At 70.8% G+C, this 26953-nt stretch carries 25 protein-coding genes and 1 riboswitch; of the genes, 13 read left to right on the top strand and 12 right to left on the bottom strand.

Features of this window, described 5'->3' with window-relative positions; translation table 11 throughout:
• Positions 1-28: 28 nt before the first annotated feature.
• The 5 genes from ACQPY4_RS40240 to ACQPY4_RS40220 form a co-directional block, all read right to left on the bottom strand.
• Positions 29-1660, bottom strand: a complete 1632-nt coding sequence (locus tag ACQPY4_RS40240; RefSeq protein WP_433330400.1) for an AMP-binding protein — start codon at positions 1658-1660, stop codon at positions 29-31.
• Positions 1660-3330, bottom strand: coding sequence for an AMP-binding protein (locus tag ACQPY4_RS40235; protein WP_433330398.1), 1671 nt, complete (start codon positions 3328-3330; stop codon positions 1660-1662). The genes ACQPY4_RS40240 and ACQPY4_RS40235 overlap by 1 nt, the downstream gene beginning before the upstream one ends.
• 136 nt (positions 3331-3466) lie before the next feature.
• Positions 3467-4234, bottom strand: a complete 768-nt coding sequence (locus ACQPY4_RS40230) for a group II truncated hemoglobin (RefSeq protein ID WP_433330396.1) — start codon at positions 4232-4234, stop codon at positions 3467-3469.
• A 79-nt stretch (positions 4235-4313) separates the two neighbouring features.
• Positions 4314-4856 (bottom strand): copper resistance CopC family protein, encoded by a 543-nt coding sequence (locus ACQPY4_RS40225; protein ID WP_433330394.1) that lies wholly within the window; start codon positions 4854-4856, stop codon positions 4314-4316.
• A 57-nt stretch (positions 4857-4913) separates the two neighbouring features.
• Positions 4914-5486, bottom strand: a complete 573-nt coding sequence (locus ACQPY4_RS40220) for a hypothetical protein (protein WP_433330392.1) — start codon at positions 5484-5486, stop codon at positions 4914-4916.
• A gap of 96 nt (positions 5487-5582) precedes the next feature.
• Positions 5583-5824: riboswitch (cobalamin riboswitch) on the top strand.
• Positions 5825-5976: 152 nt separating this feature from the next.
• On the opposite strand from ACQPY4_RS40220, the gene ACQPY4_RS40215 reads away from it, so the two are divergent.
• The 6 genes from ACQPY4_RS40215 to ACQPY4_RS40190 all read left to right on the top strand — a co-directional run bounded on the left by ACQPY4_RS40215 (position 5977) and on the right by ACQPY4_RS40190 (position 12051).
• Positions 5977-8298, top strand: coding sequence for a ribonucleoside-diphosphate reductase subunit alpha (locus ACQPY4_RS40215; protein WP_433330390.1), 2322 nt, complete (start codon positions 5977-5979; stop codon positions 8296-8298).
• Positions 8295-9317, top strand: a complete 1023-nt coding sequence (locus ACQPY4_RS40210; protein ID WP_433330388.1) for a ribonucleotide-diphosphate reductase subunit beta — start codon at positions 8295-8297, stop codon at positions 9315-9317. Before ACQPY4_RS40215 ends, ACQPY4_RS40210 begins: the two co-directional genes overlap by 4 nt.
• Before the next feature lie 165 nt (positions 9318-9482).
• A complete protein-coding gene (locus ACQPY4_RS40205) occupies positions 9483-9635 on the top strand; it encodes a hypothetical protein (RefSeq protein ID WP_433330386.1) in 153 nt (50 codons plus the stop codon).
• Positions 9636-9768: 133 nt separating this feature from the next.
• The gene (locus tag ACQPY4_RS40200; protein WP_433330384.1) at positions 9769-10374 is read left to right on the top strand and encodes a superoxide dismutase; all 606 of its coding nucleotides are present in this window, start codon (positions 9769-9771) and stop codon (positions 10372-10374) included.
• A gap of 133 nt (positions 10375-10507) precedes the next feature.
• Positions 10508-10930: an acyl-CoA thioesterase gene (locus tag ACQPY4_RS40195; RefSeq protein WP_433330382.1), complete on the top strand. Its 423-nt coding sequence runs from the start codon at positions 10508-10510 to the stop codon at positions 10928-10930.
• The gene (locus tag ACQPY4_RS40190) at positions 10927-12051 is read left to right on the top strand and encodes a zinc-binding dehydrogenase (RefSeq protein WP_433330380.1); all 1125 of its coding nucleotides are present in this window, start codon (positions 10927-10929) and stop codon (positions 12049-12051) included. The genes ACQPY4_RS40195 and ACQPY4_RS40190 overlap by 4 nt, the downstream gene beginning before the upstream one ends.
• A gap of 49 nt (positions 12052-12100) precedes the next feature.
• Here ACQPY4_RS40190 and ACQPY4_RS40185 read toward each other — a convergent pair whose 3' ends face one another.
• Positions 12101-13552, bottom strand: coding sequence for an amino acid permease (locus tag ACQPY4_RS40185; protein ID WP_433330378.1), 1452 nt, complete (start codon positions 13550-13552; stop codon positions 12101-12103).
• A gap of 272 nt (positions 13553-13824) precedes the next feature.
• Here ACQPY4_RS40185 and ACQPY4_RS40180 point away from each other — a divergent pair, with 272 nt between their 5' ends.
• From ACQPY4_RS40180 to ACQPY4_RS40165, 4 genes are all read left to right on the top strand, one after another.
• Positions 13825-15075, top strand: coding sequence for a cytochrome P450 (locus tag ACQPY4_RS40180; protein ID WP_433330376.1), 1251 nt, complete (start codon positions 13825-13827; stop codon positions 15073-15075).
• 2 nt (positions 15076-15077) lie between these two features.
• Positions 15078-16187 carry an NAD(P)-dependent alcohol dehydrogenase gene (locus ACQPY4_RS40175; protein WP_433330374.1) on the top strand — a complete coding sequence of 370 codons (1110 nt, stop codon included), beginning with the start codon at positions 15078-15080 and terminating at the stop codon, positions 16185-16187.
• Complete coding sequence (locus ACQPY4_RS40170) at positions 16184-17197, top strand: nitronate monooxygenase (RefSeq protein WP_433330372.1); 1014 nt, start codon at positions 16184-16186, stop codon at positions 17195-17197. The genes ACQPY4_RS40175 and ACQPY4_RS40170 overlap by 4 nt, the downstream gene beginning before the upstream one ends.
• Positions 17198-17259: 62 nt before the next feature.
• A complete protein-coding gene (locus ACQPY4_RS40165) occupies positions 17260-19317 on the top strand; it encodes a catalase (protein WP_433330370.1) in 2058 nt (685 codons plus the stop codon).
• A 41-nt stretch (positions 19318-19358) separates the two neighbouring features.
• Here ACQPY4_RS40165 and ACQPY4_RS40160 read toward each other — a convergent pair whose 3' ends face one another.
• Positions 19359-19517, bottom strand: coding sequence for a hypothetical protein (locus ACQPY4_RS40160; protein WP_433330368.1), 159 nt, complete (start codon positions 19515-19517; stop codon positions 19359-19361).
• 311 nt (positions 19518-19828) lie between these two features.
• On the opposite strand from ACQPY4_RS40160, the gene ACQPY4_RS40155 reads away from it, so the two are divergent.
• The gene (locus tag ACQPY4_RS40155) at positions 19829-22528 is read left to right on the top strand and encodes a helix-turn-helix transcriptional regulator (protein WP_433330366.1); all 2700 of its coding nucleotides are present in this window, start codon (positions 19829-19831) and stop codon (positions 22526-22528) included.
• Between the two features lie 47 nt (positions 22529-22575).
• Here the strand turns inward: ACQPY4_RS40155 and ACQPY4_RS40150 are convergent, their stop codons facing one another.
• Positions 22576-22770 carry a DUF397 domain-containing protein gene (locus ACQPY4_RS40150; RefSeq protein ID WP_433330364.1) on the bottom strand — a complete coding sequence of 65 codons (195 nt, stop codon included), beginning with the start codon at positions 22768-22770 and terminating at the stop codon, positions 22576-22578.
• Positions 22748-23584 carry a DUF5753 domain-containing protein gene (locus ACQPY4_RS40145; protein ID WP_433330362.1) on the bottom strand — a complete coding sequence of 279 codons (837 nt, stop codon included), beginning with the start codon at positions 23582-23584 and terminating at the stop codon, positions 22748-22750. The genes ACQPY4_RS40150 and ACQPY4_RS40145 overlap by 23 nt, the downstream gene beginning before the upstream one ends.
• Before the next feature lie 122 nt (positions 23585-23706).
• On the opposite strand from ACQPY4_RS40145, the gene ACQPY4_RS40140 reads away from it, so the two are divergent.
• Together ACQPY4_RS40140 and ACQPY4_RS40135 are read left to right on the top strand one after the other, a co-directional pair.
• On the top strand, positions 23707-24159 hold the full coding sequence (locus tag ACQPY4_RS40140; protein WP_433330360.1) for an ATP-binding protein: 453 nt from the start codon (positions 23707-23709) through the stop codon (positions 24157-24159).
• Between the two features lie 165 nt (positions 24160-24324).
• Positions 24325-25014: a hypothetical protein gene (locus ACQPY4_RS40135; RefSeq protein WP_433330358.1), complete on the top strand. Its 690-nt coding sequence runs from the start codon at positions 24325-24327 to the stop codon at positions 25012-25014.
• Position 25015: 1 nt separating this feature from the next.
• Here the strand turns inward: ACQPY4_RS40135 and ACQPY4_RS40130 are convergent, their stop codons facing one another.
• The 3 genes from ACQPY4_RS40130 to ACQPY4_RS40120 form a co-directional block, all read right to left on the bottom strand.
• Positions 25016-25474, bottom strand: coding sequence for a carboxymuconolactone decarboxylase family protein (locus tag ACQPY4_RS40130; protein WP_433330356.1), 459 nt, complete (start codon positions 25472-25474; stop codon positions 25016-25018).
• A 77-nt stretch (positions 25475-25551) separates the two neighbouring features.
• Positions 25552-26034: an RrF2 family transcriptional regulator gene (locus ACQPY4_RS40125; RefSeq protein ID WP_433330354.1), complete on the bottom strand. Its 483-nt coding sequence runs from the start codon at positions 26032-26034 to the stop codon at positions 25552-25554.
• Positions 26035-26067: 33 nt separating this feature from the next.
• Positions 26068-26928 carry an arylamine N-acetyltransferase family protein gene (locus ACQPY4_RS40120; RefSeq protein WP_433330352.1) on the bottom strand — a complete coding sequence of 287 codons (861 nt, stop codon included), beginning with the start codon at positions 26926-26928 and terminating at the stop codon, positions 26068-26070.
• Positions 26929-26953 lie beyond the last annotated feature (25 nt).

The following is a 26953-nucleotide window of genomic DNA, read 5'->3' as shown; positions in this document are numbered from 1 at the left end:
CGACGCGCGCCGTCGCGCATCCGGAACGTCAGGGGCCGCCGAGCAGGTCGGCGGCCTCCTCGCGCATCTGCACCTTGCGGATCTTGCCGGTGACCGTCATCGGGAACTCGTCCACCACGTGCACGTACCGGGGGATCTTGTAGTGCGCCAGTCGTCCGGTGCAGTACTCCCGCAGCGTCTCGGCGGTCATCGGCCCGGCGCCGGGACGCAGCCGCACCCACGCCATCAGCTCCTCGCCGTACTTGGCGTCCGGGACGCCGATGACCTGCGCGTCCAGGATGTCGGGGTGCCCGTAGAGGAACTCCTCGATCTCGCGCGGGTAGATGTTCTCCCCGCCCCGGATGACCATGTCCTTGATACGTCCGGTGATGCTGACGTAGCCGTCGTCGTCCATCACCGCCAGGTCGCCGGTGTGCATCCACCGCGCGGCGTCGATGGCCTCGGCCGTCTTCTCCGGCTCCTCCCAGTAGCCGAGCATCACCGAGTACCCGCGTGTGCAGAACTCGCCCGGCGTGCCGCGCGGAACCGTCACCCCGGTCGCCGGGTCCACCACCTTGATCTCCAGATGCGGGTGGACCGTCCCGACCGTGGACACGCGCCGGTCGAGCGAGTCGTCGGCCCGTGTCTGCGTCGAGACCGGGGACGTCTCGGTCATGCCGTAGCAGATCGCGACCTCGGCCATCCCGAGCACGTCGATGACCTGCTTCATCACCTCGACCGGGCACGGCGACCCGGCCATGATCCCCGTCCGCAGGCTGGCGAGGTCGAGCCCCGGCAGCGACGGCTCGTTCAGCATCGCGATGAACATCGTCGGCACCCCGTAGAGGGACGTGCACCGCTCCTCCGACGCCGCCGCCAGCGTCGCCCCCGGGTCGAACGCCGGGGCCGGGATCACCACGCACGCGCCGTGGCTCGTCGCCGCGAGGTTGCCCATCACCATGCCGAAGCAGTGGTAGAAGGGCACCGGGACGCAGATCCGGTCCTCCTCGTCGTAGCCGCACAGCTCGCCGACGAAGTAGCCGTTGTTCAGGATGTTGTGGTGCGAGAGCGTCGCGCCCTTGGGGAACCCCGTCGTCCCGCTGGTGTACTGGATGTTGATCGCGTCGTCGGCGGACAGCTCCGCGCCGATCTCCGCCAGCCGTCCCGCGTCGTCCGCGCGGCCCGCCGCCAGCAGGCCGTCCCAGGTCTCGCGCCCGAGCAGCAGGACGTCCCGCAGCCCCGGGCACGAGGGCCGTACCTCCTCGATCATCGCCGCGTAGTCGGAGGTCTTGAACGAGGGCGCCGCCACCAGCGTCCGGATCCCGGCCTGGTTGAGCACGTACTCCAGCTCGTGCACCCGATACGCCGGGTTGATGTTCACCAGGATCGCGCCGATCTTCGCCGTCGCGTACTGCACGAACACCCACTCCGCGCAGTTCGGCGCCCAGATCCCCACCCGATCGCCCCGGCCCACGCCGAGCCCCAGCAGCCCCAACGCCACCGCGTTCACGTCGTCGGCGAGCTGCGAATACGTCCATCGCAGCCCCCGAGCACGCTCGACCAGCGCCTCCCGATCCGGGAACGCCTCCACCGTCCGGTCGAAGTCGGCCCCCACCGTGACACCGAGCAACGGCTTTCCGGAGGTGCCGGAGGCATAGGAGAGCTTTGGCGCGCTGGTCATCAGGTCGGTTCCTCGCGGAATTCGGAGGTGGGGGCGGTCTGGCGGTCGAGTTCGGCGGTGCGGAGTTCGACGCGGCGGATCTTGCCGGAGATGGTCTTGGGGAGCTCGTCGGTGAACTCCAGGAGGCGGACGCGTTTGTAGGGCGAGAGCTGCTCGCGGCAGTGGGCGAAGATCGAGGCCGCCGTCCCGGCGTCGGGGGCCCAGCCCTGGGTGAGGGTGACGTAGGCCTTGGGGACGGCCAGGCGCACCGGGTCGGGGGACGGGACGACGGCGGCCTCGGCGACGGCGTCGTGCTCGATCAGCACGCTCTCCAGCTCGAACGGGGAGATCTTGTAGTCGGACGCCTTGAAGACGTCGTCGGTGCGGCCGACGTAGGTGATGTAGCCGTCCTCGTCGCGGGAGCCGATGTCGCCGGTGTGGTAGTGGCCGCCGTCCATGGCCTCGGCGGTGCGGGCCTCGTCGCCGTGGTAGCCGGCGGTCAGGCCGAGGGGACGGTCGTCCAGGGGGAGGCAGATCTCGCCCTCGTCGGCGGGACGGCCGGTGAGCGGGTCGAGCAGCGTGACCGTGTAGCCGGGGGCGGGACGTCCCATCGAGCCGGGCTTGACGGGCTGGCCGGGCGAGTTGGCGATCTGGACGGTGGTCTCGGTCTGCCCGAACCCGTCGCGGATGGTGACGCCCCAGGCGGCGCGGACGCGCTCGATGACCTCGGGGTTGAGCGGTTCGCCCGCGGCGACGACCTCGCGCGGCGGCGTCGACAGCGTGGACAGGTCGGCCTGGATCAGCATCCGCCAGACGGTCGGCGGCGCGCAGAAGCTCGTGACACCGCAGCGGTCGAGCTCGCTGAGCAGGCGCTCGGCGTCGAACCGCGTGTAGTTGAAGATGAAGACGCACGCCTCGGCGTTCCAGGGCGCGAACACGTTGCTCCACGCGTGCTTGGCCCAGCCCGGCGAGGAGATGTTGAGGTGGACGTCCCCGGGGCGCAGGCCGATCCAGTACATCGTCGACAGGTGGCCCACGGGGTAGGACGCGTGGGTGTGCTCCACCAGCTTGGGACGCGCGGTGGTGCCGGAGGTGAAGTACAACAGGAGGGTGTCGGACGCCCTGGTCGCCCCGTATGGCTCGAAGGTCTCCTCAGCGGTGTACGCCTCGTCGTAGCGCAGCCAGTTCTCAACCGGGGGCCCGACCGCGATCCGCGTGTAGTCACCCGGGACGTCGTCGAACTTGGCGATGTCGGCGGCGCCCGCGACCACGTGGCGCGCCTTGCCCCGCTCGATGCGGTCGCGCAGGTCGGCGGGGCCGAGCAGCGGGGTGCTGGGGATCAGCACGGCGCCCAGCTTCATGGCCGCCAGGATCGTCTCCCAGAGCTCGACCTGGTTGCCCAGCATCAGGACGAGCCGGTCGCCGCGCCGCACGCCCGCGGCCCGCAGCCGGTTCGCCACCTGGTTGGAACGCCGGGAGAGCTCGGAGAAGGAGTACTTGGCCTCGGCGCCGTCCTCCTCGACGATCCACAGGGCCGGACGGTCGTTGTCCTCGGCGATCTTGTCGAACCAGTCCAGCGCCCAGTTGAACCCGGTCAGCACGGGCCACCGGAACTTCGCGTACGCGGTGGCGTAGTCGTCGCGGTGGGCGAGCAGCAGGTCGCGCGCCGCCCGGAACTCCACTGCCGGCATAAGGTCCTCCTCCTACACGTCGACCCCCGCCAAGAGGATCGTTGGGCACGACACCGCCGCGCGCCACCCCCAAACGGGGGTAGTCACAGGTGTCCCGCGCCCTGTGCCTACCCAGCCGTCCGGTGATCCAGCCGCGTTAGGAGTTGGGGATGTACGGCGGCGCTATGCCCCAGCCCCAGTGGGGTACGGGGGCCTGCATCGGGGGGTTCGCGTCGGGCTGGGAATTGGTGAGGGCGATGCGGGTTCCCCACTCGACGTAGCCGGTGAAGGCGGCGCGGAACTCGGGGTCGTCGGGGAGGCCGACCTCGTCGGCGGCGTCCATCAGCAGCGCGACCCAGCGGCGGCGCTGGGGTTCGGCGATGCCCTTGCCGAGGTGCTGGGTGACCATGTGGTGGTAGCCGCCGCGCTCGCCGGAGTAGCGGGCGGGGCCGCCGAAGACCTCCGCCAGCCACATCGCGACGTAGCGGGGGTGGCCGGGGTCCATCCCGGCGAAGAGGGGGCCGATGACGTCGTCCTTGAGGACCTTGGCGTAGAAGGCCTCGGTGAGCCGCTCGAACGCGGCGGCGCCGCCCGCCCACTCGTACAGGGTCGGGACGGACGAGCCGGTGCCGTGGACGGGAGTGCGCTCGTAGTGCCGCATCTCCTCGATCCGCTGGACGTATGGCTTGATCTCGGCGAAGAAGGCCGCGAAGTGCTCGCCGCCGCGAAAGCCCTCCAGATGGTCTTTCGGGGAGGTCCAGACGATGCGCAGGACGTACCACTCGGGCTCGTCGACGCAGCGGGACAGCTCGTAGTCGACGCATTGGGGCGCGGCCGCCAGCGGGACGGCGGCGCGGGCGTAGGCGTCCTCGAACGCCTCGGCGTCGCCCTGGTCGATCCGGTAGCGGAGGTATTCGACGATCATGACTGTCCCCTGCCTTTTCAGCGTGTGTAAGCAGTGTAACGATGTAATCGTTGCTGGGGCAGGGGACAGTTTCCCGAGGTCAGTCGTTCGACGGGCGGCGCGCCCAGAACACTCCGCCGCCGATGAGGACGACCACCAGGACGGCCAGGCCGATCCACAGCCAGCCGGACGACCCGCCGGAGTCCTTCTCCTCGGCGGACGCCTCGGTGGTGGCCGGGGCCGGGGCGGCCTGGGCCGTCGCGCTGCCGGTCGGGGTGGCCTCCGGGGAGCCCTCGACGGTGAACTTGAAGGTGCCCGAGACCGGGTGGCCGTCGGCGGAGACCACCCGCCAGGCGACGGTGTGGACGCCGTTGGCCAGCGTCCCGGAGACCGGGACGGTGACCTCGCGGCCGTCCACCTCGGGCGTCCCCGTGGGCGCCTTGGCCTTGGCCGGGTCGCTCAGGGCCAGCTTGGGCAGGCGGACCGGCTGGTTGAACGTCAGCGTGATCGCCGACGGCGACTTCACCGACGACTTGGCGGCCGGGTCGGACTTCTCCAGCGCGGTGTGCGCGGCGGCGGGCGGTGCGGTCAGGGCGAGCAGGGCGGCCGAGGTGACGGCCAGGGCGCCAAGGCGCTTGAGCATGGGAGATCTCCGTTCGAGACGTGCCGGGACGGGGCCGTACGGCCCGCGCGCCGCCGGTCAGCGGGGCGCGGGCCTTCTCGAACGTGCGGGCGGGCCGCGGCGGACCACCTGGTGCCGCAGCAGCGCCCGGCCGACCGGGCGGGCAGGCTCGGCCGGCGGCGGGCACGGCCGGGGGACCGGCAGGACGACGTCGACCGCGAGCAGCGGCCGGACGCCGAGCGAGGCCGCCCGCCGGACCAGCGACCACGCGGTCCGCTCGCCGCGCCGCAGCCACCAGGCCGCGACGACGGCCGCGACCACGTGGGCGAGCGTCATCCCGGCCCCGGAGCCGTGCCCGGCCGACGGGACGGACGGGACGTGATGCTCCACCGGCGACGCCCCGGACGCGCCCGCGTACAGGCTGTGCACGGCGAACTGGCCGAAGAGCAGGCCGCCGAAGATCGTGGGCAGCGAGCGCTCATGTCCCGAAAGGCCCAGGGCCACGGCCAGCACCCCGCAGAACGCGACGCCGACCGCCCAGCCGGGCACGGGCGCCGTGGACGTCAGCGCATGGCCGGTCGTGGCCAGCGCGACGCACACGGTCGCGAAGGCCAGCGCGCGGCAGGCGCGGAACATCGGATACGGGAACATGGCCGGTTCATCGTCCCATCTCGCCCCCGCGTCTGGAAGGCGCCCCCTCGACTCGCCCAAGATGTGGGGGCGGATGCGATGTCGATCAACTAGATGTAGGGTCTTGCCCGTGCTGGTTCGCCCCCGCCGCCTCGGCGTGGGCGTCGCAAGAGGGAACCCGGTGCGGCTGTGCCGACCAGATCGGCTCCGCCAATTCCGGGACTGCCCCGCAGCGGTGAGTGGGAACGACCGCCGTCATAGGCACTGGCCCGTCAGGGCTGGGAAGCGACGGTCAGTAGGACGCGCCTTCGGGCGCGGCGCCCGCGAGTCCGAAGACCTGCCAGCGCCGCGGTCGGGCGCAACGCGATGACCGTGTGCCGTCGTGGCCGGGGGACGTCCCCGTGCCCGACTCGTCCATGCCTCGAGGGAGGCCGGTGGACGGTGCCCGGCCTCGCCGTGCCTCCGTTCGCCGTGCCCGCCTCCGGGGCGAGCTCGCGAGGGAAGAGAGCACGTGACAGAGGTACTGATCGCGCCGGGCACCGTGACCGAGATCGAACGCGCCTGCGCGGGGCTGGCCGGCGCCGATCCCGGCCGGATCCTCGCCTCGATCAAGGGGAAGGACGCCACGCGCGAGCTGGCGATCGCCGAGGCCGCCGCGCTGGTGGCGGCCGAGCCCGCCTATTCCAAGGTCGCCGCGCGCCTGCTGAGCGCCCAGATCGCCGACGAGGCCGCCGGGTCGGGCGTGACGACCTTCGCCGAGTCCGTCGCGGCGACGCATCGCGAGGGCCTGCTCGCCGACGGGCCCGCGGCGTTCGTGTCCGCCCACGCCGAGGCGCTGGACGCGCTGGTCGACGACGCGGCCGACGACCGCTTCGAGTACTTCGGCCTGCGCACCCTCTACGACCGCTACCTGCTGCGGCACCCGAAGACCCGGCGGGTGCTGGAGCGCCCGCAGCACTTCCTGCTGCGCGTCGCGTGCGGCCTGTCGGACACCGTCGAGGACGCCGCCGAGCTGTACGCGCTGCTCAGCACGCTGTCGTACCTCCCCAGCTCGCCGACCCTGTTCAACTCGGCCGCCCGCCGTCCGCAGCTGTCGTCGTGCTTCCTGCTCGACGCGCCCCGCGACGAGCTGGAGTCGATCTACGAGCGGTACGGCCAGGTCGCCAGGCTCAGCAAGTACGCGGGCGGCATCGGCATCTCCTGGACGCGGGTGCGCTCGCGCGGCTCGCTGATCCGGGGCACCAACGGGCACTCCAACGGGATCGTCCCGTGGCTGCGCACGCTCGACTCCTCGGTCGCGGCGGTCAACCAGGGCGGGCGCCGCAAGGGCGCCGCCTGCGTGTACCTGGAGCCGTGGCACGCCGACGTCGAGGAGTTCCTAGAACTTCGCGCCAACACCGGTGAGGAGGCGCGCCGCACCCACAACCTCAACCTGGCCAACTGGATCCCGGACGAGTTCATGCGCCGGGTCGAGGCCGACGGGACCTGGTCGCTGTTCGACCCCAAGGAGGTCCCCGAGCTGACCGACCTGTGGGGCGAGGCGTTCGACGCCGCCTACCGCGAGGCCGAGAGCCGGGGACGGTACGTCCGGCAGGTCTCCGCGCGGCGACTGTACGGGCGGATGATGCGCACGCTGGCCGAGACCGGCAACGGGTGGATGACGTTCAAGGACGCCTCCAACCGCGCCTGCAACCAGACTGCGGAGGCGGGCAACGTCGTCCACCTGTCCAACCTGTGCACCGAGATCCTGGAGGTCACCGCCGACGGCGAGACGGCCGTCTGCAACCTCGGGTCGGTCAACCTGGGCGCCCACGTCACCGAGGCCGGGGTCGACTGGGAGCGGCTGCGCGCCACCGTCGGCACCGCCGTCCGGTTCCTGGACCGCACGATCGACCGGGGCTTCTACCCGACCCCCGAGGCCGAGGGCGCCAACCGCAAGTGGCGTCCGGTCGGGCTCGGCGTGATGGGCCTGGCCGACGTGTTCTTCAAGCTGCGGCTCCCCTTCGACTCGCCGGAGGCGCTGGCGCTGTCGACCCGGATCGCCGAGGAGATCGCGCTGGCCGCCTACGGCGCGTCCGCCGACCTCGCGGCCGAGGCGGGCCCGCTGCCCGCCTACGACCGGACGCGCACCGCCCGGGGCGAGCTGCACCCCGACCACTTCCCGGACGCGGCGAAGACCCGTCCCGCCGACTGGGACGCCCTGCGCGCCAAGATCGCCGGTACCGGTGTGGGGGGACGACCCCCCACGCCCCCCGGCGGCCGGATCGGCCGAGAGGGGACCGGCCTGCGCAACTCGCTGCTGATCGCGATCGCCCCGACGGCCACCATCGCCTCGATCGCGGGCTGCTACGAGTGCATCGAGCCGCAGGTCTCCAACCTGTTCAAGCGCGAGACGCTGTCCGGCGAGTTCCTCCAGATCAACGGCTACCTCGTCAACGACCTCAAGGCGCTCGGCCTGTGGACGACCGCGACCCGCGAGGCGATCAAGCGCGCCAACGGGTCCGTCCAGGGCATCGCCGAGCTGCCCGAGGAGATGCGGACGCTCTACCGCACCGCCTGGGAGCTCCCGCAGAAGGCGCTGATCGACCTGGCCGCCGCCCGCACGCCGTTCATCGACCAGAGCCAGTCGCTGAACCTGTTCATGGAGACGCCGACGATCGGCAAGCTCTCCTCGATGTACGCCTACGCGTGGCGGAGCGGGCTCAAGACCACCTACTACCTGCGTTCGCGTCCGGCCACCCGGATCGCCCAGACGACCGTCGCCCCGGCCGCCGACACCGAGGCCGTCGTCTGCTCCCTCGAGAACCCCGAGACCTGCGAGGCGTGCCAGTGAGCAAGGCGACCGGCGAGCGCGGCATGCTGCTCGACCCCGGCATGGACCTGACCCTGCGGCCCATGCGCTACCCCGACTTCTACGAGCGCTACCGGGCCGCGATCCGCAACACCTGGACGGTGGAGGAGGTCGACCTGGCCTCCGACCTGGCCGATCTCGGCCGCCTCACCCCGGCCGAGCTGCACATGGTCAACCGGCTGGTGGCGTTCTTCGCCACCGGCGACTCCATCGTGTCCAACAACCTCGTGCTCAACCTCTACAAGCACGTCAACGCGCCCGAGGCCCGGCTGTACCTGTCGCGGCAGCTCTTCGAGGAGGCGGTGCACGTGCAGTTCTACCTGACCCTGCTCGACACCTACCTCCCCGACCACGAGGAGCGGGCCAAGGCGTTCGACGCGATCGAGCACATCCCCTCGATCCGCGCCAAGGCCGAGTTCTGCTTCCGCTGGATCGACTCGATCAACGGGCTGGACGAGCTGCGCACCCGCGACGAGCGCCGCTCGTTCCTGCTCAACCTGATCTGCTTCGCGGCCTGCATCGAGGGCCTGTTCTTCTACGGCGCCTTCGCCTATGTCTACTGGCTGCGCTCGCGGGGGCTGCTGAACGGGCTGGCGTCCGGGACGAACTGGGTCTTCCGGGACGAGTCCCTGCACATGGAGTTCGCCTTCGCGGTCGTGGACACCGTCCGGGCCGAGGAGCCCGGCCTGTTCGACGAGGAGCTGAACCGGCAGGTCGTGCGGATGATCGAGGAGGCCGTGGACGCCGAGCTGGCCTTCGCGCACGACCTGTGCGGCGAGGGTCTGCCGGGCATGACCGCCACGGACATGCGCGCCTATCTGGAGTACGTGGCCGACCAGCGGCTGGCGCGGCTCGGCCTGCCGGTCAGGTACGGCAGCGCCAACCCGTTCAGCTTCATGGAGCTCCAGGACGTCCAGGAGCTGTCGAACTTCTTCGAGCGGAGGGTCTCGGCCTACCAGCGCGGGGTGGAGGGCGACGTCGCCTTCGACGAGGCGTTCTGAGCCGTCCGGCCGGGTGTGAATGATCACCCCGCGGTTCCGGCGGTGACAAGGGGAGCGGGCGGGGTACAGACCCGGTGTCCGGAACGTCGCCCGCAAACTTTGTGGCCGGGATGTTCGTTGTCCCCGGTAGGGCCTCGCCACCACGGCGCGGCCCAAGGAGGAGACATGGCTTCGCTCGTCGATCGGATCAAGGCGTTCGCCCGCAGTCCGCAGGGACGGCAGGCCCGGGCCAGGGCCCAGCAGATCGCGCGCGACCCGCGCAACAAGGCCAAGGCCCGCAGCCTGTTCGCCAAGTTCCGTAACCGCCGACCCCACTGACCCACGCGGTGACCCCCGCCATCCCCGCTCCGGCGGGGATGGCTTTCGCGCTGCCCGGAAACCGTTCGGCACGGCGGCACGCCAGGCTATTGCGCTTTCGACGTAACTGCGACTTGTTTGCAATAGTGGCCGCATGTCGAACTACACGCTTCCCGACCTCCCTTACGACTACGCGGCGCTGGAGCCGGCGATCACCGGTGAGATCCTGGAGCTGCACCACTCCAAGCACCACGCCGCCTATGTGAAGGGCGCCAACGACACCCTTGAGCGCCTGGCCGAGGCGCGCGACAAGGAGCAGTTCGGCGGGCTGGTCGGCCTGGAGAAGACCTTCGCGTTCAACCTTTCCGGCCATGTGCTGCACTCGATCTTCTGGGACAACCTCTCCCCGGACGGCGGCGACCGTCCCGACGGCGAGCTGGCCGCCGCGATCGACGAGCACTTCGGCTCGTTCGAGGCTTTCCAGAAGCAGTTGTCCAGCGCCACCACCCTGGTCCAGGGGTCCGGCTGGGGTGTGCTGGCGTGGGAGCCGCTGGGCGGGCGCCTGGTCGTCGAGCAGGTCTACGACCACCATGGCAACGTCGGCATGAACAGCACCCCGCTGCTGGTGTTCGACGCCTGGGAGCACGCCTACTACCTCCAGTACCGCAACGTGCGTCCCGACTACGTCCAGAAGCTCTGGTCCTTGGTCGACTGGGACGACGTCAAGACCCGCTTCGACGGCGCGCGCGCGGCGCGCTAGCCGGGGCGCCCCCCAGAACCACGGCGTCCACCAGGCCGGGATCGTGCTCAGAACCTTTCCCTTGCGGCCTGGTGGGCGCCGTGCCCTTTCCCCGCCGCCCGGACGCGGGTTACCCGCGCGTAGGGTTGTCCGCATGAGCGGCGACTACGTGCACTGGGAGTCGGTCCAGACGCGGTGGAAGGACAACGACGTGTACGGGCACGTCAACAACGTCGTCCACTACTCGCTGATGGACACAGTGATCAACGAGTGGATGATCAGGACGGCGGGCTTCGACCCGCTCGGCGACGGGCCCATCGCGCTGTGCGTGGAGTCGCACTGCGCCTACAAGGCCGAGGTCGCCTTTCCCGAGACGATCCGGATGGGCATGCGGATCGGCAGGCTCGGCCGCTCCAGCGTCCGCTGGGAGATCGGGATGGTCAGGCAGGACGGCACGCTGGTCGCCGAGGGCCATTTCGTCCACGTGTTCGTGGGGCGTGAGACGCGCCGTCCGATCGAGATCCCCGAGCCCGTCAGGGCCGAGATGAAGGCGCTCGTCACGGGAGAGGCCGAATGAGCATGCGGACGCGCGCGGCCGTGCTGGTCGAGTCGGGCAGGGACGCGCCGTACGCCGCGTCCAGGCCGCTGGAGGTCGCGACCCTGGACCTCGACCCGCCCGGCCCGGGAGAGCTTCTGATCAAGGTCGGCGCCGCCGGTCTGTGCCACTCCGACCTCTCGGTCATCAACGGCTCACGTCTGCGTCCGCTGCCGATGGCGCTCGGGCACGAGGCGGCGGGCGAGGTCGTCGAGACGGGCGAGGGCACCGAGTTCGCGCCCGGCGACCACGTGGTGATGGCGTTCGTCCCGGCCTGCGGGCACTGCGAGCGCTGCGTGGGCGGACGTCCCGCGCTCTGCGGCCCGGGCGCGCTGGCCAACGGGGCCGGGACGCTGCTCGGCGGCGGCATGCGCTTCGCGGCCGAGGACGGTTCGCGTCCCCACCACCACCTGGGCGTCTCGGCCTTCTCGGAGTACACCGTGGTGTCGGCGCGCTCGGCGGTGAAGATCGATCCCGAGCTTCCGTACGAGATCGCGGCGCTGTTCGGCTGCGCCGTCCTCACCGGCGCGGGCGCCGTGCTCTACAGCGCGGCCGTGACCCCGGGGGACTCGGTGGCGGTCTTCGGGCTCGGCGGCGTCGGCCTGGCCGCGCTGCTGGCCGCCAAGGCCGCCGGAGCGACCACTGTGGCGGTCGACGTGGTGGCGCACAAGCGCGACCTCGCGCTGCGGATGGGCGCCACGCACGTGGTGGAGGGCGGGCCGGACGCCGTGGAGGCCGTCCGCGACCTGACCCTGGGCGGGGCCGAGAAGGTCATCGACACCACCGGGGTGGTGGCCGTCCTGGAGCAGGCGTACGCGGCGACCAGGGCCGGCGGGACGACCGTCACGGTCGGCCTGCCCGCGCCGGGCGAACCGCTGACGCTGCCCGCGCTGAGCCTGGTCGCCGAGGAGAGGACGCTGCGCGGCAGCTACCTCGGCTCCTCGGTGCCCCGGCGCGACATCCCGCGCTTCATCGGCCTGTACCGGGCGGGCGCGCTGCCCGTCGAGGGCCTGCTCTCGCACCGGCTGGGCCTGGACGAGATCAACGAGGGCTTCGACCGGCTGCGCACGGGCGAGGCCGTCCGCCAAGTCGTCGCGTTCTGAGCCGTGCGGCGAAGGCCCGGCCGCCCGGGTCTTCGCCGCACGGTTCGTTCTACTTCAGCTCCTTGCCTCCCGACGAGGTGTTCAGCAGGGAGTGGCGGCGGCTGTAGACGAAGTAGATGACGCAGCCGAGCAGGAACCAGACCCCGAACCGCATCCAGGTCTCGGCCGTCAGGAACGTGATCAGCCAGATCGAGAAGACCACGCCGATGATCGGGGTGAACGGCATCCACGGGGTCTTGAACTGGCGGGGCAGGTCGGGCTGCCGGTAGCGGAGCACGATGACCGCGATGCAGACGATGATGAAGGCCAGCAGGATGCCGATGTTGGTCAGCTCGGCGGCCTCGTTGATCGGCAGCAGTCCGGCGATCAGCGCCGAGCCCACGCCGAGGATCCAGGTGATGCGGGTCGGGACGTGGCGGGTCGGGTGGGTCTTGGCGAACCAGCCCGGCAGCAGGCCGTCGCGGCTCATCGAGAACCAGACCCGGGCCGCGCCCATCATGAAGGTGAACAGCACGGTCAGCACGCCGAGGATCGCGCCGACGGCGATCACCATGCCGACGTACTTCAGGCCCACCGACTCGAAGGCCGAGGAGAACGCGGCCTCGGAGTCGATGTCCTTGTAGTTCACCATGCCGGTCAGCACCAGGCACGCCATCACGTACAGCACCATCGAGATCGCCAGCGAGTACATGATCGCCCTGGGCATGTGCCGGGTGGCGTCCTTGGACTCCTCGGCGGCGGTGCTCATCGCGTCGTAGCCGAAGACCGCGAAGAACACCGTGGCGGCGCCGGTGAACGCCCCGTCGAGCCCGAAGGGCAGGAACGGGTCGTAGTTGCCGGCGTCGATCTTGAAGACGCCGACGACGATGACCAGCGCGACGATGCCGACCTTCAGGTACACCAGCGCGGTCTCGAACCGGGCGGCGTTCTTCATGCCCAGGTTGAGGACGTAGGCGATCAGCAGGCAGAGCAGCACCGCGAACAGGTTGACCTTGTAGCTGCCGTCGGCGACGCCCTTGGGCTCGGTTCCCGGGGCGCCCAGCATCCACAGCGGCAGGTCGACGTCCATGAAGCCGAGGAGATCGTTGAAGTAGCCGGAGATGCCGATCGCGACCACCGCCACGATCGCGGTGTACTCCAGCAGCAGGTCCCACCCGATCGCCCAGCCGGCGAACTCGCCGAGGACGGCGTACCCGTAGGTGTAGGCCGACCCCGCCCTCGGGATCAGCCCCGCGAACTCGGCGTAGGAGAACGCCGCCGCCGCGCTGGCGATGCCCGCGACGATGAACGAGATGAGCACCCCCGGGCCGGCCTTCTCGTTGGCGACGGCCCCGGCCAGGGAGAAGATCCCCGCCCCGATGATGCCGCCGACGCCGATCGCGGTCAGCTGCCACAGGCCCAGCGTGCGGGTCAGCCCGCCGGAGTGCCCGGTGTCGTCGTCGATCTGCTCGATCGGTTTGCGGCGAAGCATCCCCCGCACCGCCCTGGGAGCCACGGCCATCGCACACACCCTCCTCGCGACCTGCCTCATTGCTGATCAACGGAGGAGTCCTTCCCCGGTTCGGGCCGGGACACGAGCCCTGGATGATCACGATAAAGGAACGTTCGCCCCAAGACGCGCCTCGAATCCGGTTCGTGGCGGGGGACGCGGATCGTGTCCGGGCGTCGGGGAGGGGGGTCGGGGAAGGACAATGTTCGACGTCTAGACTCGACTGAGTTGGATTTACCAACCCGGTCATCCGCCCCCGTGGCCGTCACGACGAAGGAGCCCCCGTGAGCCTGACCCTCGACGAGGCGGGCAGGACGCTCGCCGACCCCGACGCCTACCGCGACGACGCGCGCCTGCACGAGGCGCTGGCGCTGCTCCGCCGCGAGTCGCCGGTCCACTGGATCGAGGCCGACGGCTACAACCCCTTCTGGGCGGTCACCCGGCACGCCGACGTCATGGAGATCGAGCGCGAGCACACCCGCTTCCTGAACGCGCCCCGGCCGGTGCTGGCCACGGCCGCCCAGGACGCCGTGAACAAGGCGCGCATGGAGCAGGGCGTCGGGCTGCGCACTCTGGTGCACATGGACGACCCCGACCACCGCGTGATCAGGGCGATCGGCGCCGACTGGTTCCGGCCGCGCGCGATGCGGGCGCTGGAGCCCCGCGTCCGCGAGCTGGCCAAGCGCTACGTGGACCGGATGGCCGGCCTCGGCGGCGAGTGCGACTTCGTCCAGCAGGTGGCCGTGCACTACCCGCTGTATGTGATCCTTTCGCTGCTCGGGCTGCCCGAGGCCGACTTCGGCCGGATGCTGAAGCTGACCCAGGAGCTGTTCGGCGGCGCCGACACCGAGCGGCGGCGCGGGTCCACGCCCGAGGAAATGATCGAGATCCTGATGGAATTCTTCGCCTACTTCCAGGGCGTCACGGCCGCGCGGCGCGAGCACCCGACCGACGACCTGGCCTCGGCGATCGCCAACGCGACGATCGACGGCGAGCCGCTCAACGACTTCGACACCGCGTCCTACTACACGATCGTCGCCACCGCCGGGCACGACACCACCAGCTCGACGATCTCCGGCGGTCTCCAGGCGCTGATCGACCACCCCGCCCAGCTCGACCGGCTCCGCGCCGAGCCCGCACTGATGCCGCCGGCCGTGGACGAGATGATCCGCTGGGTCACGCCCGTCAAGCAGTTCATGCGCACCGCCACCGAGGACTACGAGCTGAACGGGACGACCATCCGCGCGGGCGAGAGCCTGGTGCTGTCCTACCCGTCGGCCAACCGGGACGAGGACGTCTTCACCGACCCGTTCGCCTTCGACGTCGGCCGCGACCCCAACAAGCACCTGGCCTTCGGGTTCGGCGTCCACTACTGCCTTGGCGCCGCCCTGGCGCGCATCGAGGTCCGGGCCTTCTTCGAGGAGCTGCTGCCCCGGCTGGGGGAGATCGAGCTGGCCGGGGAGCCCGAGAACGTCGCCACCACGTTCGTCGGCGGGCTCAAGCGCCTGCCGGTCCGCTACACCCTGAAGAGCTGAGCGTGCGCGTCGAGGCCGCGGTGCTGCGGGCCCACGATGCCCCGTACTCGATCGAGCCGCTCGACCTGGACGACCCCGGCCCCGGCGAGCTGCTGGTGCGGATCGCCGGGGCCGGGATGTGCCACACCGACCTGCTCGGCCGCGTTCCCGGCGACCCGATCCCCAAGCCGGTCGTGCTCGGTCACGAGGGCTCGGGCGTGGTCGAGGCCGTCGGGCCCGGCACTGACGGGTTTCGAACGGGCGACCACGTCGTCCTGTCGTTCGAGTCGTGCGGGACGTGCGCCAACTGCCGCTCCGCGCTGCCGGGCTACTGCGCGCAGATGTCCGCACGGAACATGGCCGCGGCCGCCACCGACGGCCTCGTCCGCGCGACCGACCGGGACGGCGCGCCCGTGCACACGCGCTGGTTCGGCCAGTCGTCGTTCGCCACCCACGCGCTCGCGACCGTCCGCAACGCGGTGAAGGTCGACCCCGAGGCCCCGCTGCGGCTGCTGGGCCCGCTGGGGTGCGGGATGCAGACCGGCGCGGGCTCGGTGCTGGTGGCGCTGGGCGTGGCGGCGGGCGACGGCATCGCGGTCTTCGGCGCCGGCGCGGTCGGGCTGGCCGCGGTGATGGCCGCGCGGATCGCGGGCGCGACGACGATCGTGGCCGTCGACCTGCACGCCAACCGGCTCGACCTGGCCCGCGAGCTCGGCGCCACCCACGCGCTGGACGCCGCCGAGGGCGACCTTCCCGCCCGGATCCGCGACATCGCCGGGCCGGAGGGCGTCCAGTACGCGCTCGACACGACCGCCGTCCCGTCGGTGGTCGCGGACGCGGTGGCGTCCCTGCGTCCCAGCGGGGTGTGCGGCCTGCTGGGCGTCGGCCGCGAGGAGTACCGGCTCGACCCGAGGCTCATGCTGATGGGCCGGACGGTCCGGGGGATCATCGAGGGCGACGTGGTGCCGCAGCTGTTCATCCCGCGCCTGGTCGAGCTCTGGAAGCAGGACCGCTTCCCGTTCGACCGGCTCGTGCGCACCTACCCGCTGGCCGAGATCGACCGGGCCGAGGCCGACGCGCTCTCGGGCGCGGTCGTCAAGCCGGTCCTGCTGCCGCGTACGTTGGGATCATGAACGTTGACGCGTTGGGGGCGCTCGCCCGTCCGGTGATCCTGGCGCCCATGGCGGGCGGGGCGTCCACGCCCGCCCTGGTCGCGGCCGTCTCGGACGCGGGCGGACTGGGCTTCCTCGCGGCGGGCTACAAGCCCGCCGCCGGGATGCGCGAAGAGATCGAGCGCACCCGCGCGGCGACCTCGCGGCCGTTCGGCGTCAACCTGTTCCTGCCCTCGCTCGATCCGGTCGACACCGGGGCCGTGGCCGCCTACCGGGACCGGGTCGCCGCCGACGCCGCGCGGCTCGGCGTCGAGCCCGGCGTGCCCGGCCCGAGGGACGACGACTACGACGCCAAGATCGCCGACCTGCTGGCCGACCCGCCCGAGGCCGTCAGCTTCACCTTCGGCCTTCCGAGCGCCGAGGTCCTGCGGGCCTTCCGTGAGCGGGGCACGCTGACGATCGTCACGGTGACGACCGCCGACGAGGCCAGCGCGTCGGGCGCCGCCGACGTGCTGTGCGTCCAGGGCAAGGAGGCGGGCGCGCACCGAGGGTCCTTCACCAACACCCTGGACGGCGGCGTCCCGCTGCGCGAGCTGCTGACCGCCGTCCGCGCGGTCAGCGAGCGGCCGCTGATCGCCGCCGGGGGCCTGGCCACGGCCGCGCACCTGGCCGAGGTGCTGGCGCTGGGCGCCGTCGCGGGCCAGTTCGGCACCGCCTTCCTGCGCTGCCCCGAAAGCGGCGCCAACCCGGTGCACAAGGCCGCGCTGGCCGACCCCCGCTTCACCCGGACGGAGATGACCAGGGCCTTCAGCGGACGTCCCGCCCGGGGGCTGGTCAACCGCTTCCAGGCCGAGAACTCGCCGCACGCCCCGGCCGCCTACCCCGACGTCCACCACGTGACGTCCCCCATCCGCAAGGCCGCCGCCGCCCAGGGCGACGCGGAGACCACCAGCCTGTGGGCGGGGGAGTCGTTCCGGCTCGCGTCCACGGCCCCGGCCGCCCGGATCGTCGAGGAGCTGTCACCGGAATAGGTGGCGATCTGCCGGGTACCAGGCTCCTCGGATCCTGAACCCGAACGGCTGGGGGCGGCCGAATGACCAGGCACGACGACGACAAGCAGCGCCGGCTCGACCAGTACAGGGTCGCGCCGGAGGGCGAGCTGACCACCGACCAGGGCGTCCGCGTGGACGACACCGACAACTCGCTCAGCGCGGGCGTGCGCGGGCCCTCGCTGATGGACGACTTCCATCTTCGGGAGAAAATTACCCATTTCGACCACGAGCGGATTCCCGAGCGGGTCGTCCACGCGCGCGGAGCCGGGGCCTACGGCCACTTCCAGGTCTACCGGCCGCTGACCGAGTACACCACCGCCGACTTCCTCACCGACCCGTCCGCGCGGACGCCGGTGTTCGTGCGGTTCTCCACCGTCGCCGGGTCGCGCGGCTCGGCCGACACCGTCCGGGACGTCCGGGGCTTCGCGACCAAGTTCTACACGCGCCAGGGCAACTTCGACCTCGTCGGCAACAACATGCCGGTGTTCTTCATCCAGGACGGGATCAAGTTCCCCGACTTCGTCCACGCGGTGAAGCCGGAGCCGCACAACGAGATCCCGCAGGCGGCGTCCGCGCACGACACCCTCTGGGACTTCGTGCGCCTCCAGCCCGAGACGACCCACATGATGATGTGGCTGATGTCGGACCGGGCCCTGCCGCGCAGCTACGCGATGATGGAGGGCTTCGGCGTCCACACGTTCCGGCTGATCGACGCCCAGGGCCGCGCGACGCTGGTGAAGTTCCACTGGAAGCCGCTGCTGGGCGTGCACTCCCTCGACTGGGACGAGACCCAGAAGATCGCCGGGAAGGACCCCGACTTCAACCGCCGCGACCTGTGGGACTCGATCGAGGCCGGCGACTTCCCCGAATACGAGCTGGGCCTCCAGTTCGTGCCCGAGGACGAGGTGCTGGAGCACGGCTTCGACCTGCTCGACCCGACCAAGCTGCTGCCCGAGGAGGACGTTCCGGTCGTGCCCGTGGGCAAGCTCGTGCTCGACCGCAACCCGGACAACTTCTTCGCCGAGACCGAGCAGGTGGCCTTCCACATCGCCAACCTCGTCCCCGGCATCGACATCACCGACGACCCGCTGCTCCAGGCCAGGCTGTTCTCCTACCTGGACACCCAGCTGCTGCGCCTGGGCGGGCCCAACTTCCCGCAGCTCCCGGTCAACCAGCCCGTCGCCGAGGTGCGCAACCATCACCGCGACGGCTTCCACCAGATGAACGTCCACCAGGGCGAGACGAGCTACCACAAGAACTCGATCTCGGGCGGCTGCCCGGCGCTGGCGGGCGAGGGCGCGTTCACCCACTTCAGGGAGCGGGTGGACGGCGAGAAGATCCGCAAGCGCAGCGAGACCTTCGAGAACCACTACGGCCAGGCGACGCTGTTCTGGAACAGCATGGCCGCCTGGGAGAAGGACCACATCGTGGCCGCCTTCCGCTTCGAGCTCGGCAAGGTCACCCGGAAGGAGATCCGCGAGGGCGTCGTCGCCCATCTGACGCACGTCGACCACGACCTGGCCGTCCGGGTCGCCGAGGGCATCGGCGTCGAGCCGCCCAAGGCGGCCGCCGTGACCAACCACGGCCGCAGCTCACCCGCGCTCAGCCAGGCCAACGGGCGGGCCGGGACGCTCAAGGCGCGCAAGGTCGCGATCCTGGCCGCCGACGGCGTCGACTCGGGCGACATCGCCGCGGTGAGCGAGGCGCTGATCGACGCGGGCGCGACCTGCGAGGTGCTGGCCGCCAAGGACGGCGCGATCCGCGCCGCGAACGGCGGCCAGGTCGACGTCACCCGCGCCCTGCCGACCGTCGCCTCGGTGCTCTACGACGCCGTCCTGATCCCGGGCGGGGACGACAGCGTCCACGCTCTGACGTCGGACGGCGACGCCGTGCACTTCGTGGCCGAGGCGTTCAAGCACTGCAAGGCGATCGGCGCGCTCGGCGCGGGCGCCGGGCTCCTGGAACGGGCCGGGCTTCCCGCCAACGCCGAGGGGGTCGTCACCGGAACCCGTCCGGCCGGTGACTTCACCGAGACCCTGACCACGGCGATCGCCGCCCACCGCCACTGGACCCGCGACACCGCCTCGATCCCGGCCTGACGCACCCGGCGACGGGGGCCGCGCGGGCGCGCGGCCCCCGGTCAGGGCACCTCGGTCTGCGGGCTGTACCCCTCGTCCTCGCCGCCTGGCGCGTCGGCCTCGGCGTTCGGCGGGTCGGACGCGCCGGGGGTGTGCTCCTCGGCGAAGTCGGGCTCCTCGTCGTCACGAGGGTCGCTCACCGGCTCTCGACCATGCTCCATGATTCCTCCCGGGCCCGGGTGTACCCGGCGTCCGGCATTCGAAAAGGACCGAGCCCCGTCGTCGGGGGGGATGACGACGGGGCCCGGCGTGTTCGCGCCCCTGGCACCGGTGTCGCCGGGCGCGAACGCTCCGGACCGAGGGCGAGGGGGGCGGGTGTGCCCTGGCCCGGGGCAGGGACGAACGTTGTGCGCACAACCCGTCTATGAAGGACAGTAACCCAGGTGCCCGCGCTGTGGAAGGTTTCCGCCCGGTCAGGTGCACCGGTCCATAGGGGAAGGAAGAGGGTCACCCAGAACGTAAAGTTGGCCGCATGCGGTTGTACGGGCGGGACGAGGAACGGGCCACGATCGACCGGCTGATCTCACGGGCGCGCGACGGCCGCAGCGGAGCGCTGGTGCTGCGGGGCGAGGCGGGAATCGGCAAGTCGGCCCTTCTCTCGCACGCCGCCGACAGCGCCGCCGACCTGAAGGTCCTGCGCGGCACCGGCATCGAGTTCGAGAGCGCGATGCCCTACGCGGGCCTGCACCTGCTCCTGCGCGGTCACCTCGACCGCATCGACGCGCTGCCCGCGACCCAGGCGTGCGCCCTGCGCGCCGCCTTCACCATGGCCGACCGCGAGCAGTCCGGCGGCGACCGTTTCCTGGTCGGGCTGGCCCTGCTCACGCTGCTGGCCGACCTGGCCGAGGAGCGTCCGCTGCTCTGCCTGGTCGACGACGCGCACTGGCTCGACCACGCCTCCGCCGAGGCGCTGCTGTTCGCCGTCCGGCGCCTGGAGGCCGAGCCGATCGCGGTGCTGCTGGCGGTGCGCGACTCCGACGCCCCCGAATTCGCGGCGTCCGGCCTGCCCGAGCTGCGGCTGGGCCCGCTGGAGGACGCCGCCGCCACCGACCTGCTCGACGTCAGCGCGGCCGAACTGCCTCCCCACGTCCGCAAGGAGATCCTCGCCGAGGCGATGGGCAACCCCCTGGCGCTGCTGGAGCTGCCCACGATCCGGCCGTTCTGCGCGCCGGGGCCGTCCACCACCTACAGCAAGATCCAGCAGGTCTTCGCCGAGAAGGTCGAGGCCCTGCCCGAGCCCTCACGCACGGTCCTGCTGGTCGCTTCGGCCGAAGACCGGGGCCAGCTCGCCGTCATCCTGCCCGCGGCGATCCGGCTCGGCGCGGACGTCTCCGACCTCGAACCCGCCGAGCGGCGCGGGCTGGTCCGCTCCGCCGACGGGACACTGGAGTTCCGGCACCCGCTGATCCGCGCCGCCGTCTACGGCGGAGCCACGCTGAACCGCCGGCTGGACGTCCACCGGGCCCTGGCCGAGGTGTACCACGAGTTCGGCGACCCCTGCCATCGCGCCTGGCACCTGGCCCGCGCCGCCACGGGCCCGGACGAGGACGTCGCGTCCCTCCTGGCCGAAGCGGCCGAGTACGAGCGGGACGGTGGCGGGAACGCGGCGGTCGCCGCCATGTACGAGGGCGCGGCGGCGCTCAGCGCCGACCCCGCGAGCCGCGGCCGCCGCCTGGCCGCCGCCGCGCGGGCCTACGCCGACGCGGGGATGCCCGAGCAGGCCGTCGACCTGGCCGACCGGGCCGCCGGCCTGCTGGACGACCGGCTCGCGCGGGCCGAGCTGGCGCTGGTCCGCGCGAACCTCGCCGACGAGCAGGACCGCACGAAGGAGGCGTACCGCCTGCTGTCCGACACGGCCGCCTTGGTCGCCGACGAGCATCCCGACCTGGCCGGGCACCTGTTCTTCCACGCCGCGACCGCGGCGGCCAACGCGGGCGACTTCGCCGTCCTCGACCGGACCGTTCAGGAAGCCGAGCGGCTCGCCCTGCCCAACGCCCACCTGGTCCGCGCCCTGTCCCGCGTCTTCGCCGGCCAGAACCCGCTTGCCGACGTAGACGTCTCCGACGGCCCCAAGGCCCTGCGCGAACTGCTGGAATCCATCAATCAATGCCGGGGCCCCCGCGAACGAGCCCGCGCCGGGCTCTGGCACCTCCTCCTCGGCGAGGCCGAGTCCGCCGACGAGATCGCCGCCGCCCTGGAGAACGAGGCACGCGAACAGGGCGCGATCGGCCTCCTCTCCCTGGCCCTGATGCTGCGCTCACGGACCCGGCTCATGATGGGCCACCACCGAGACGCCCTCACCCTCGCCACCGAGGGCCTGCGCATCGCCGAAGACACGGGCCAGCACCGCATCCGCATCTACCAGTCGACCGTCCTGGCACTCCTCGCCGCCATGGCAGGCGACGAAAAACGCTGCGCCGAACTCACCGCCGAGGCCCTGGCCCGGAACGTCCCACCCAGCAGCGTCCACGCAGCCGCCGCCCTGAGCCTCCTCGACCTCGGCCTGGGCCGCCACGAGTCCGCCCTGGCCAGGCTGGACGGCATCGTCTCCGGCAGCAACCGCGCGGGCGCCATCGCCAGCGTCCCCGACATCGTCGAGGCCGCCGTCCGCTGCGGCCGCCCAGACCGCGCCCGCGAAGCCGCCACCTGGTTCCACGAATGGGCAACCCAGATCAACCGCCCCTGGGCCAAAGCCGTAGCCCTCAGATGCCAGGCCCTCACCGAGACCGGCGAGCAAGCAGGCGCGTCCTTCGCCCGCGCCGTCGACCTGCACCGCGACGACGGCTACCCCTTCGAACGCGCCCGCACCGAACTCCTCTACGGCGAGTGGCTACGCCGCGCCCGCCGCCGCAACGACGCCCGCCCCCACCTCCACTCGGCCCTGGAAGCCTTCGAACGCTTCGGCGCCGCCCCCTGGGCCGACCGCGCCCGCACCGAACTCCGCGCCACCGGCGAAAGCGTCGCCACCGAAAACCAAGACGACGCCCTGGGCGTCCTCACCCCCCAGGAACTCCAGGTGGTCCGCCTGGCCGCCACCGGCCTGAGCAACCGCGAAATCGGCGCCCAACTCTTCCTCAGCCCCCGCACAGTCGGCTACCACCTCTACAAGGCCTACCCCAAACTAGGCGTAGCCTCCCGAGGCGAACTATCCCGCCTAGAACTAGCCTCCTAACTCCAGAATGGCAAAAGGGCCGCCCAAAGGGCGGCCCTCAGCCACTCCTACAGCTCGGCCTGCCCGCCCTTAACAGCGGCGACCAGCAGCGCCAACCCCTCACGACTAACAGTCAGGTGAGGCGCATCAGGATTCTTGCTGTCCCTGATACCCACTTCACTACCAAGGCTGGCAAGCTCAACGCACTCACCGGAGGTGCCTCCGCTGCTGTGGCTGCTCTTACGCCACGTCGTGCTTTCCATAAAGCTTCTCCATCTTCTCTCGAAGCAGTTCCTGTGACTGATCCTCGGAAAAGGCTTTCGCGGAAATCCGATCAAACCGGTTCCTGAAGGCGTTCACGTCGTCCGAATCTGAGACGAGACGGCCTTCCACTGCTGCTTCTACGAAGGCCACTACCCCGTCATCGATCGTGCTCACCACCTGAAAAGGGCCGTCCAGGGCCTCGGATGCTCCACTACTCCGCGGGAGCACTCGGAACACCACATGCGGGAGCTTGGCAAGCTCCAAGAGCCGGGATAGCTGATCAGTCATCACGTCTCGATCACCCACGGGCCAGTCTGTGACGTTCTCGGTCACCGTGATCCACAGGTCAGGGGGGTTTGGCTTGCTCAGAATCTCCTGTCTCTTCATACGCGAGCTCAAAGCACGCTCGACGTTCGGGTTGCGTCCGGACTCAAGAAGCGCACGGGCGTACTCCACAGTCTGTACCACACCCGGCACGTGCAACGCACCGAAGATCCGGAGCTCTCTGGCCGTCTGCTCGTACTTGGTCAGGTTGCGGAACCAGTCGGGGTCCGAGGCCCGGCGCGCATAGTAGACCAGCAGCTCGAAGAGCTTCCCCATGTTCCATGCGTCATCCACCCGGCGCGCCTGTGCCTCCGAAAGCCGCTGCCCGTCGGCATTCTCAATCCTGGAAGTTGAGGCATCGCCGACCTTGAGGATCTCGCCGAGTCGGCGAGCGGTCTCTCCCCGTTCCAACCGCTGAAATCGCAGATAGTAGGCGATGAAGTCCCACATGCTCGCCCTCGGGTCGGGGGACTGATTGCGGTTCACCATGACTCCTCCTGAGGGCTCGCTCAACTTCCACTACTTCCGTGGAAGTTCCGGATGTGGTTGTCAACGTACTCCTGCGCAAGCACTCTGACTAGGCATCTGAGGCAACGGAAGAGGCCAGTCAAATGGGTACCGAAATCGCCCAAATGGGATCATCGTCCGATGTGTTGCCGGGCTTCCTGTCGCTTCCGGCCGAGGCCGAATCGATCAAGTACGCGCGGGATCACGTCAAGAACGAGTGTGAGCGAATGGGGTTCACGGCCGACGCCGTGTATCGCGCGGCTCTCGTCGTGAGTGAGCTGATGACCAACGCGTTCAAGCACGGTTCGGAATCTCGGGACGACACGATCGGGGTCCGCTTCTTCCGAGGGGACGCCGGGCCGGTCTTGGAAGTGTCAGACGAAAGTGATGATCTACCCGTGGTCGGTGGGTTCGACTTCGTGGGCGAGTCGGGGCGTGGCCTGGCTCTCATGGAACTGATCGTTCAATCGTGGGGCGTTAATCCCTCGGCGAGAAGCGGCGGGCGAGGAAAGGTCGTGTGGGCGCTTCTGATCGAGGGAGATCTACCACGTGTGTGACGTATTGCTTCTTGAGTGGAGGGGGGTGTGGGGGGCGGAGCCCCCCACCCGGGGTTTGGGGCGGAGCCCCAAGGGGGGCTGTCCGAGCGGAGCGAGGGCGATGCCTTTAGGGGGCGGAGCGGGCTGTGGGGCTGAGGGGTGGAATCTCCGGGAGATACTGGGGTAATGAGCCACAGCTCGGTAACTCGGAGCTGGCTGCTCGGCGGGCCGTTGTCGCCGATCGGCTGGAGTGTGGGGTTTCTTGAGGCTCCGCTCGACACGGTGGTCGAGGAGATCGTCCGGTGGCGTAAGAGCCTCGGGCGCTCCCACCGGACGACGCCGGACGCGGGGGCCTTCCCGGGGTGTCTGCGGAGCTTGGAGCCGTTGCAGACGCCGTGGAAGCGGGAGCTGCTGATCGAGATGGGCGGGTGGACGGTCTATCTCAACAACCCGATCGACGGCGGCGATCCGCCTCCGGTGGTCGGTTACCTCAGTGAGGTGCTCGGGTGCCGCGGGGTGCTGGCGACGCATCAGCCGATGACCAAGGTCGGGCACGCGTCCACCCAGTTCGAGCTGCTCGGGCCGGACGGCTGCCTGCGGGCCCTGGCGGCGCACGCCGCCGACGGGCGGTGGAGCTGGGACGCCATCGGGACGCCCCAGCCCTTCGAGGAGACCGCTCTGTACGGCCGCCGGATCATCCGCGAGCGGTTCACCCGGCCCGTTCTGGTCGACTACCTCGCCGCGCTCGGCATCGAGGTCGACAACCAGGGTTGCTACGGGGGCAGCGCGCTCATCGTCGAGCGGTCGCCCTGGCGGTCGCGGACCATGTCGCTTCCCGAGGCCCGCGAGTACTGGGAGCTCGACGGGGCCCGCTGACTCAGGCGCGGCGCAGGGCGGCGGGCTGCCGGTTGGTCACGTTGATGCGGTTCCAGGCGTTGATCGCGGTGATGGCCATGATCAGCGCGCCCATGGTCTTCTCGTCGAAGTGGTCGGCGGCCTCGTCCCAGACGTCGTCGGGGACGCCGTGCGGGTTGTCGGCGATGCGGGTGGCGGCCTCGGCCAGGTTGAGGGCGGCGCGCTCCTCGTCGGTGTAGTAGGGGGACTCGCGCCAGGCGGCGACCGACCAGAGGCGCTCGTCGGTCTCGCCCGCCTTCTTGAGGTCGTGGGCGTGCATGTCGACGCAGTAGCCGCAGCCGTTGATCTGGCTGACCCGCAGCTTCACCAGCTCCAGGATCGTGGTCGGCAGGTCGCTGGAGTGCAGGAACGCCTCCAGCGCGAACATGGCCTTGTAGCCGTCGCCGACGAGGTTGGGGAGGTTGGGGATGCGCGCTTCCATGACGTTCTCCTTCTTTTCTGGATGTTTGGTGTCCAGATTCTGGGCCTGCGGGTGCCCCGGGTGGGGCTCTTTGGTTTTCAGTGGCGGGCGTACCAGGCGCGGATCTGGCCGCGCAGGTCGGACGCCGATCTCTCGGCGTTGGCCTGCACCTCGGCCAGCGTCTGCTCGGACAGGGCCTTGCGCCAGGCCACCTCGGCCCGTCGCATGGCGGTGTGCACCGAGCACGGGCGCCGCAGCGACTCCTCGGACGCCTCGGCGCCGGGGCCGCGCCGCCGGATCTCGGTGCACTGGAAGGCGTCCTCCGGGCCTTCGATCGCGGCGACGACGTCCATCATGGTGATCTTGTCGAGGGGACGGGCGAGCCGGAACCCGCCTCGGGCCCCCGGGGTGGACGTGGCGATGCCCGCCCGCACCAGGGCCTGGAGTTGCTTGTTGAGGTAGGGCGGGGGCAGGTCGAAGCCCAGCGCGAGCCGTCCGGTCGAGACCGGGCGCCCGTCGTCGAGCCAGTCGAGCAGGAGGCAGCAGTGTGCCGCCCACTCGACGCCCTCGCTCATCCGCATAATCTGGATGTTAGTTGTCTAGATTAGATCTCGTCAAGCCTTGAGGTGCTCGGTCAGGAGTTCGGTGTCTTCGGGGGAGAGCGTGATGCCGAACGTCTCGTCCAGGAGGACGGGCACCTCGGCGGGAGTCAGCTCGCGGACGTCGGAGCCGCCGCCTGGCCGCTTCACCGTGTACGAGAGCTCGTCGAGCTGGTGGTGGGCCTCGACGGTGAACTTCTGCGCGAACAGCCGTCCGACGAAGACCGACCGTGGATGCGTCGAGATGAAGAAGTTCGCCAGGTGGTAGTCCAGGCCGTACGACGGGGCCAGGCCGAAGGTGTGCCGCTCGACCCAGTCCTCGTCCTTCTCGAACAGCGCCCACTCCTGGGCGCCGGGCAGGCCGCCCGCGGCGTCGGTGAGCAGCCTCAGCCGGAAGGCCCAGCCGTCGTGGACCTCCTCGGCGCCGTCCTCGAAGGGAAGCGGCGCCAGGGGGCCGCCGCCGAAGCCGACGTCGCAGAACCAGGCCCGGCCGTCGGCGGTCTCGACCCGCAGCAGCGCGTGGGTGGCGGGACGCAGCTTGTCGCTGCCCAGCGTCACGCGGCCGGTCATCCCGATCACGCCGAACCCGAGGCGTTCCAGCGCCGCCGCGAACAGCGTCACGTGCTCGAAGCAGTACCCGCCGCGCGGCGAGCGCAGGAGCTTGGTCTGGAGGGCGTCCAGGTCCAGCGGGACGGGCCGTCGCAGCACCGCCTCGATGTTCTCGAACGGGAACGTGGTGACGTATCCGCGCTGGAGCGCCGTCAGCGTCTCCAGGGTGGGGGCGCGGTCGCCCTCGTAGCCGACCCGCGCCAGGAAGGCGTCCAGATCCAGGGAATCGCCCTGCCAGCGTCTGTCTGGAAGGAGGTGGTTCGTCATGAGGGCTCCGTGTTCTCGGTTGTCC

The organism is Spirillospora sp. CA-294931 (assembly GCF_050946795.1).
Lineage (GTDB): Bacteria > Actinomycetota > Actinomycetes > Streptosporangiales > Streptosporangiaceae > Spirillospora.
The sequence above is the reverse complement of the archived record's forward strand: the minus strand, read 5'-3'. Positions and strand labels throughout refer to the sequence as shown.

What these genes read in the sequence shown, in the direction of transcription:
- ACQPY4_RS40240 (WP_433330400.1), bottom strand. Translation starts at nt 1,660, where the DNA reads ATGACCAGCGCGCCAAAGCTCTCCTATGCCTCCGGCACCTCCGGAAAG.
- ACQPY4_RS40235 (WP_433330398.1), bottom strand. Translation starts at nt 3,330, where the DNA reads ATGCCGGCAGTGGAGTTCCGGGCGGCGCGCGACCTGCTGCTCGCCCAC.
- ACQPY4_RS40230 (WP_433330396.1), bottom strand. Translation starts at nt 4,234, where the DNA reads ATGATCGTCGAATACCTCCGCTACCGGATCGACCAGGGCGACGCCGAG.
- ACQPY4_RS40225 (WP_433330394.1), bottom strand. Translation starts at nt 4,856, where the DNA reads ATGCTCAAGCGCCTTGGCGCCCTGGCCGTCACCTCGGCCGCCCTGCTC.
- ACQPY4_RS40220 (WP_433330392.1), bottom strand. Translation starts at nt 5,486, where the DNA reads ATGTTCCCGTATCCGATGTTCCGCGCCTGCCGCGCGCTGGCCTTCGCG.
- ACQPY4_RS40205 (WP_433330386.1), top strand. Translation starts at nt 9,483, where the DNA reads ATGGCTTCGCTCGTCGATCGGATCAAGGCGTTCGCCCGCAGTCCGCAG.
- ACQPY4_RS40200 (WP_433330384.1), top strand. Translation starts at nt 9,769, where the DNA reads ATGTCGAACTACACGCTTCCCGACCTCCCTTACGACTACGCGGCGCTG.
- ACQPY4_RS40195 (WP_433330382.1), top strand. Translation starts at nt 10,508, where the DNA reads ATGAGCGGCGACTACGTGCACTGGGAGTCGGTCCAGACGCGGTGGAAG.
- ACQPY4_RS40190 (WP_433330380.1), top strand. Translation starts at nt 10,927, where the DNA reads ATGAGCATGCGGACGCGCGCGGCCGTGCTGGTCGAGTCGGGCAGGGAC.
- ACQPY4_RS40185 (WP_433330378.1), bottom strand. Translation starts at nt 13,552, where the DNA reads ATGGCCGTGGCTCCCAGGGCGGTGCGGGGGATGCTTCGCCGCAAACCG.
- ACQPY4_RS40170 (WP_433330372.1), top strand. Translation starts at nt 16,184, where the DNA reads ATGAACGTTGACGCGTTGGGGGCGCTCGCCCGTCCGGTGATCCTGGCG.
- ACQPY4_RS40165 (WP_433330370.1), top strand. Translation starts at nt 17,260, where the DNA reads ATGACCAGGCACGACGACGACAAGCAGCGCCGGCTCGACCAGTACAGG.
- ACQPY4_RS40160 (WP_433330368.1), bottom strand. Translation starts at nt 19,517, where the DNA reads ATGGAGCATGGTCGAGAGCCGGTGAGCGACCCTCGTGACGACGAGGAG.
- ACQPY4_RS40155 (WP_433330366.1), top strand. Translation starts at nt 19,829, where the DNA reads ATGCGGTTGTACGGGCGGGACGAGGAACGGGCCACGATCGACCGGCTG.
- ACQPY4_RS40150 (WP_433330364.1), bottom strand. Translation starts at nt 22,770, where the DNA reads ATGGAAAGCACGACGTGGCGTAAGAGCAGCCACAGCAGCGGAGGCACC.
- ACQPY4_RS40145 (WP_433330362.1), bottom strand. Translation starts at nt 23,584, where the DNA reads ATGGTGAACCGCAATCAGTCCCCCGACCCGAGGGCGAGCATGTGGGAC.
- ACQPY4_RS40140 (WP_433330360.1), top strand. Translation starts at nt 23,707, where the DNA reads ATGGGTACCGAAATCGCCCAAATGGGATCATCGTCCGATGTGTTGCCG.
- ACQPY4_RS40135 (WP_433330358.1), top strand. Translation starts at nt 24,325, where the DNA reads ATGAGCCACAGCTCGGTAACTCGGAGCTGGCTGCTCGGCGGGCCGTTG.
- ACQPY4_RS40130 (WP_433330356.1), bottom strand. Translation starts at nt 25,474, where the DNA reads ATGGAAGCGCGCATCCCCAACCTCCCCAACCTCGTCGGCGACGGCTAC.
- ACQPY4_RS40125 (WP_433330354.1), bottom strand. Translation starts at nt 26,034, where the DNA reads ATGCGGATGAGCGAGGGCGTCGAGTGGGCGGCACACTGCTGCCTCCTG.
- ACQPY4_RS40120 (WP_433330352.1), bottom strand. Translation starts at nt 26,928, where the DNA reads ATGACGAACCACCTCCTTCCAGACAGACGCTGGCAGGGCGATTCCCTG.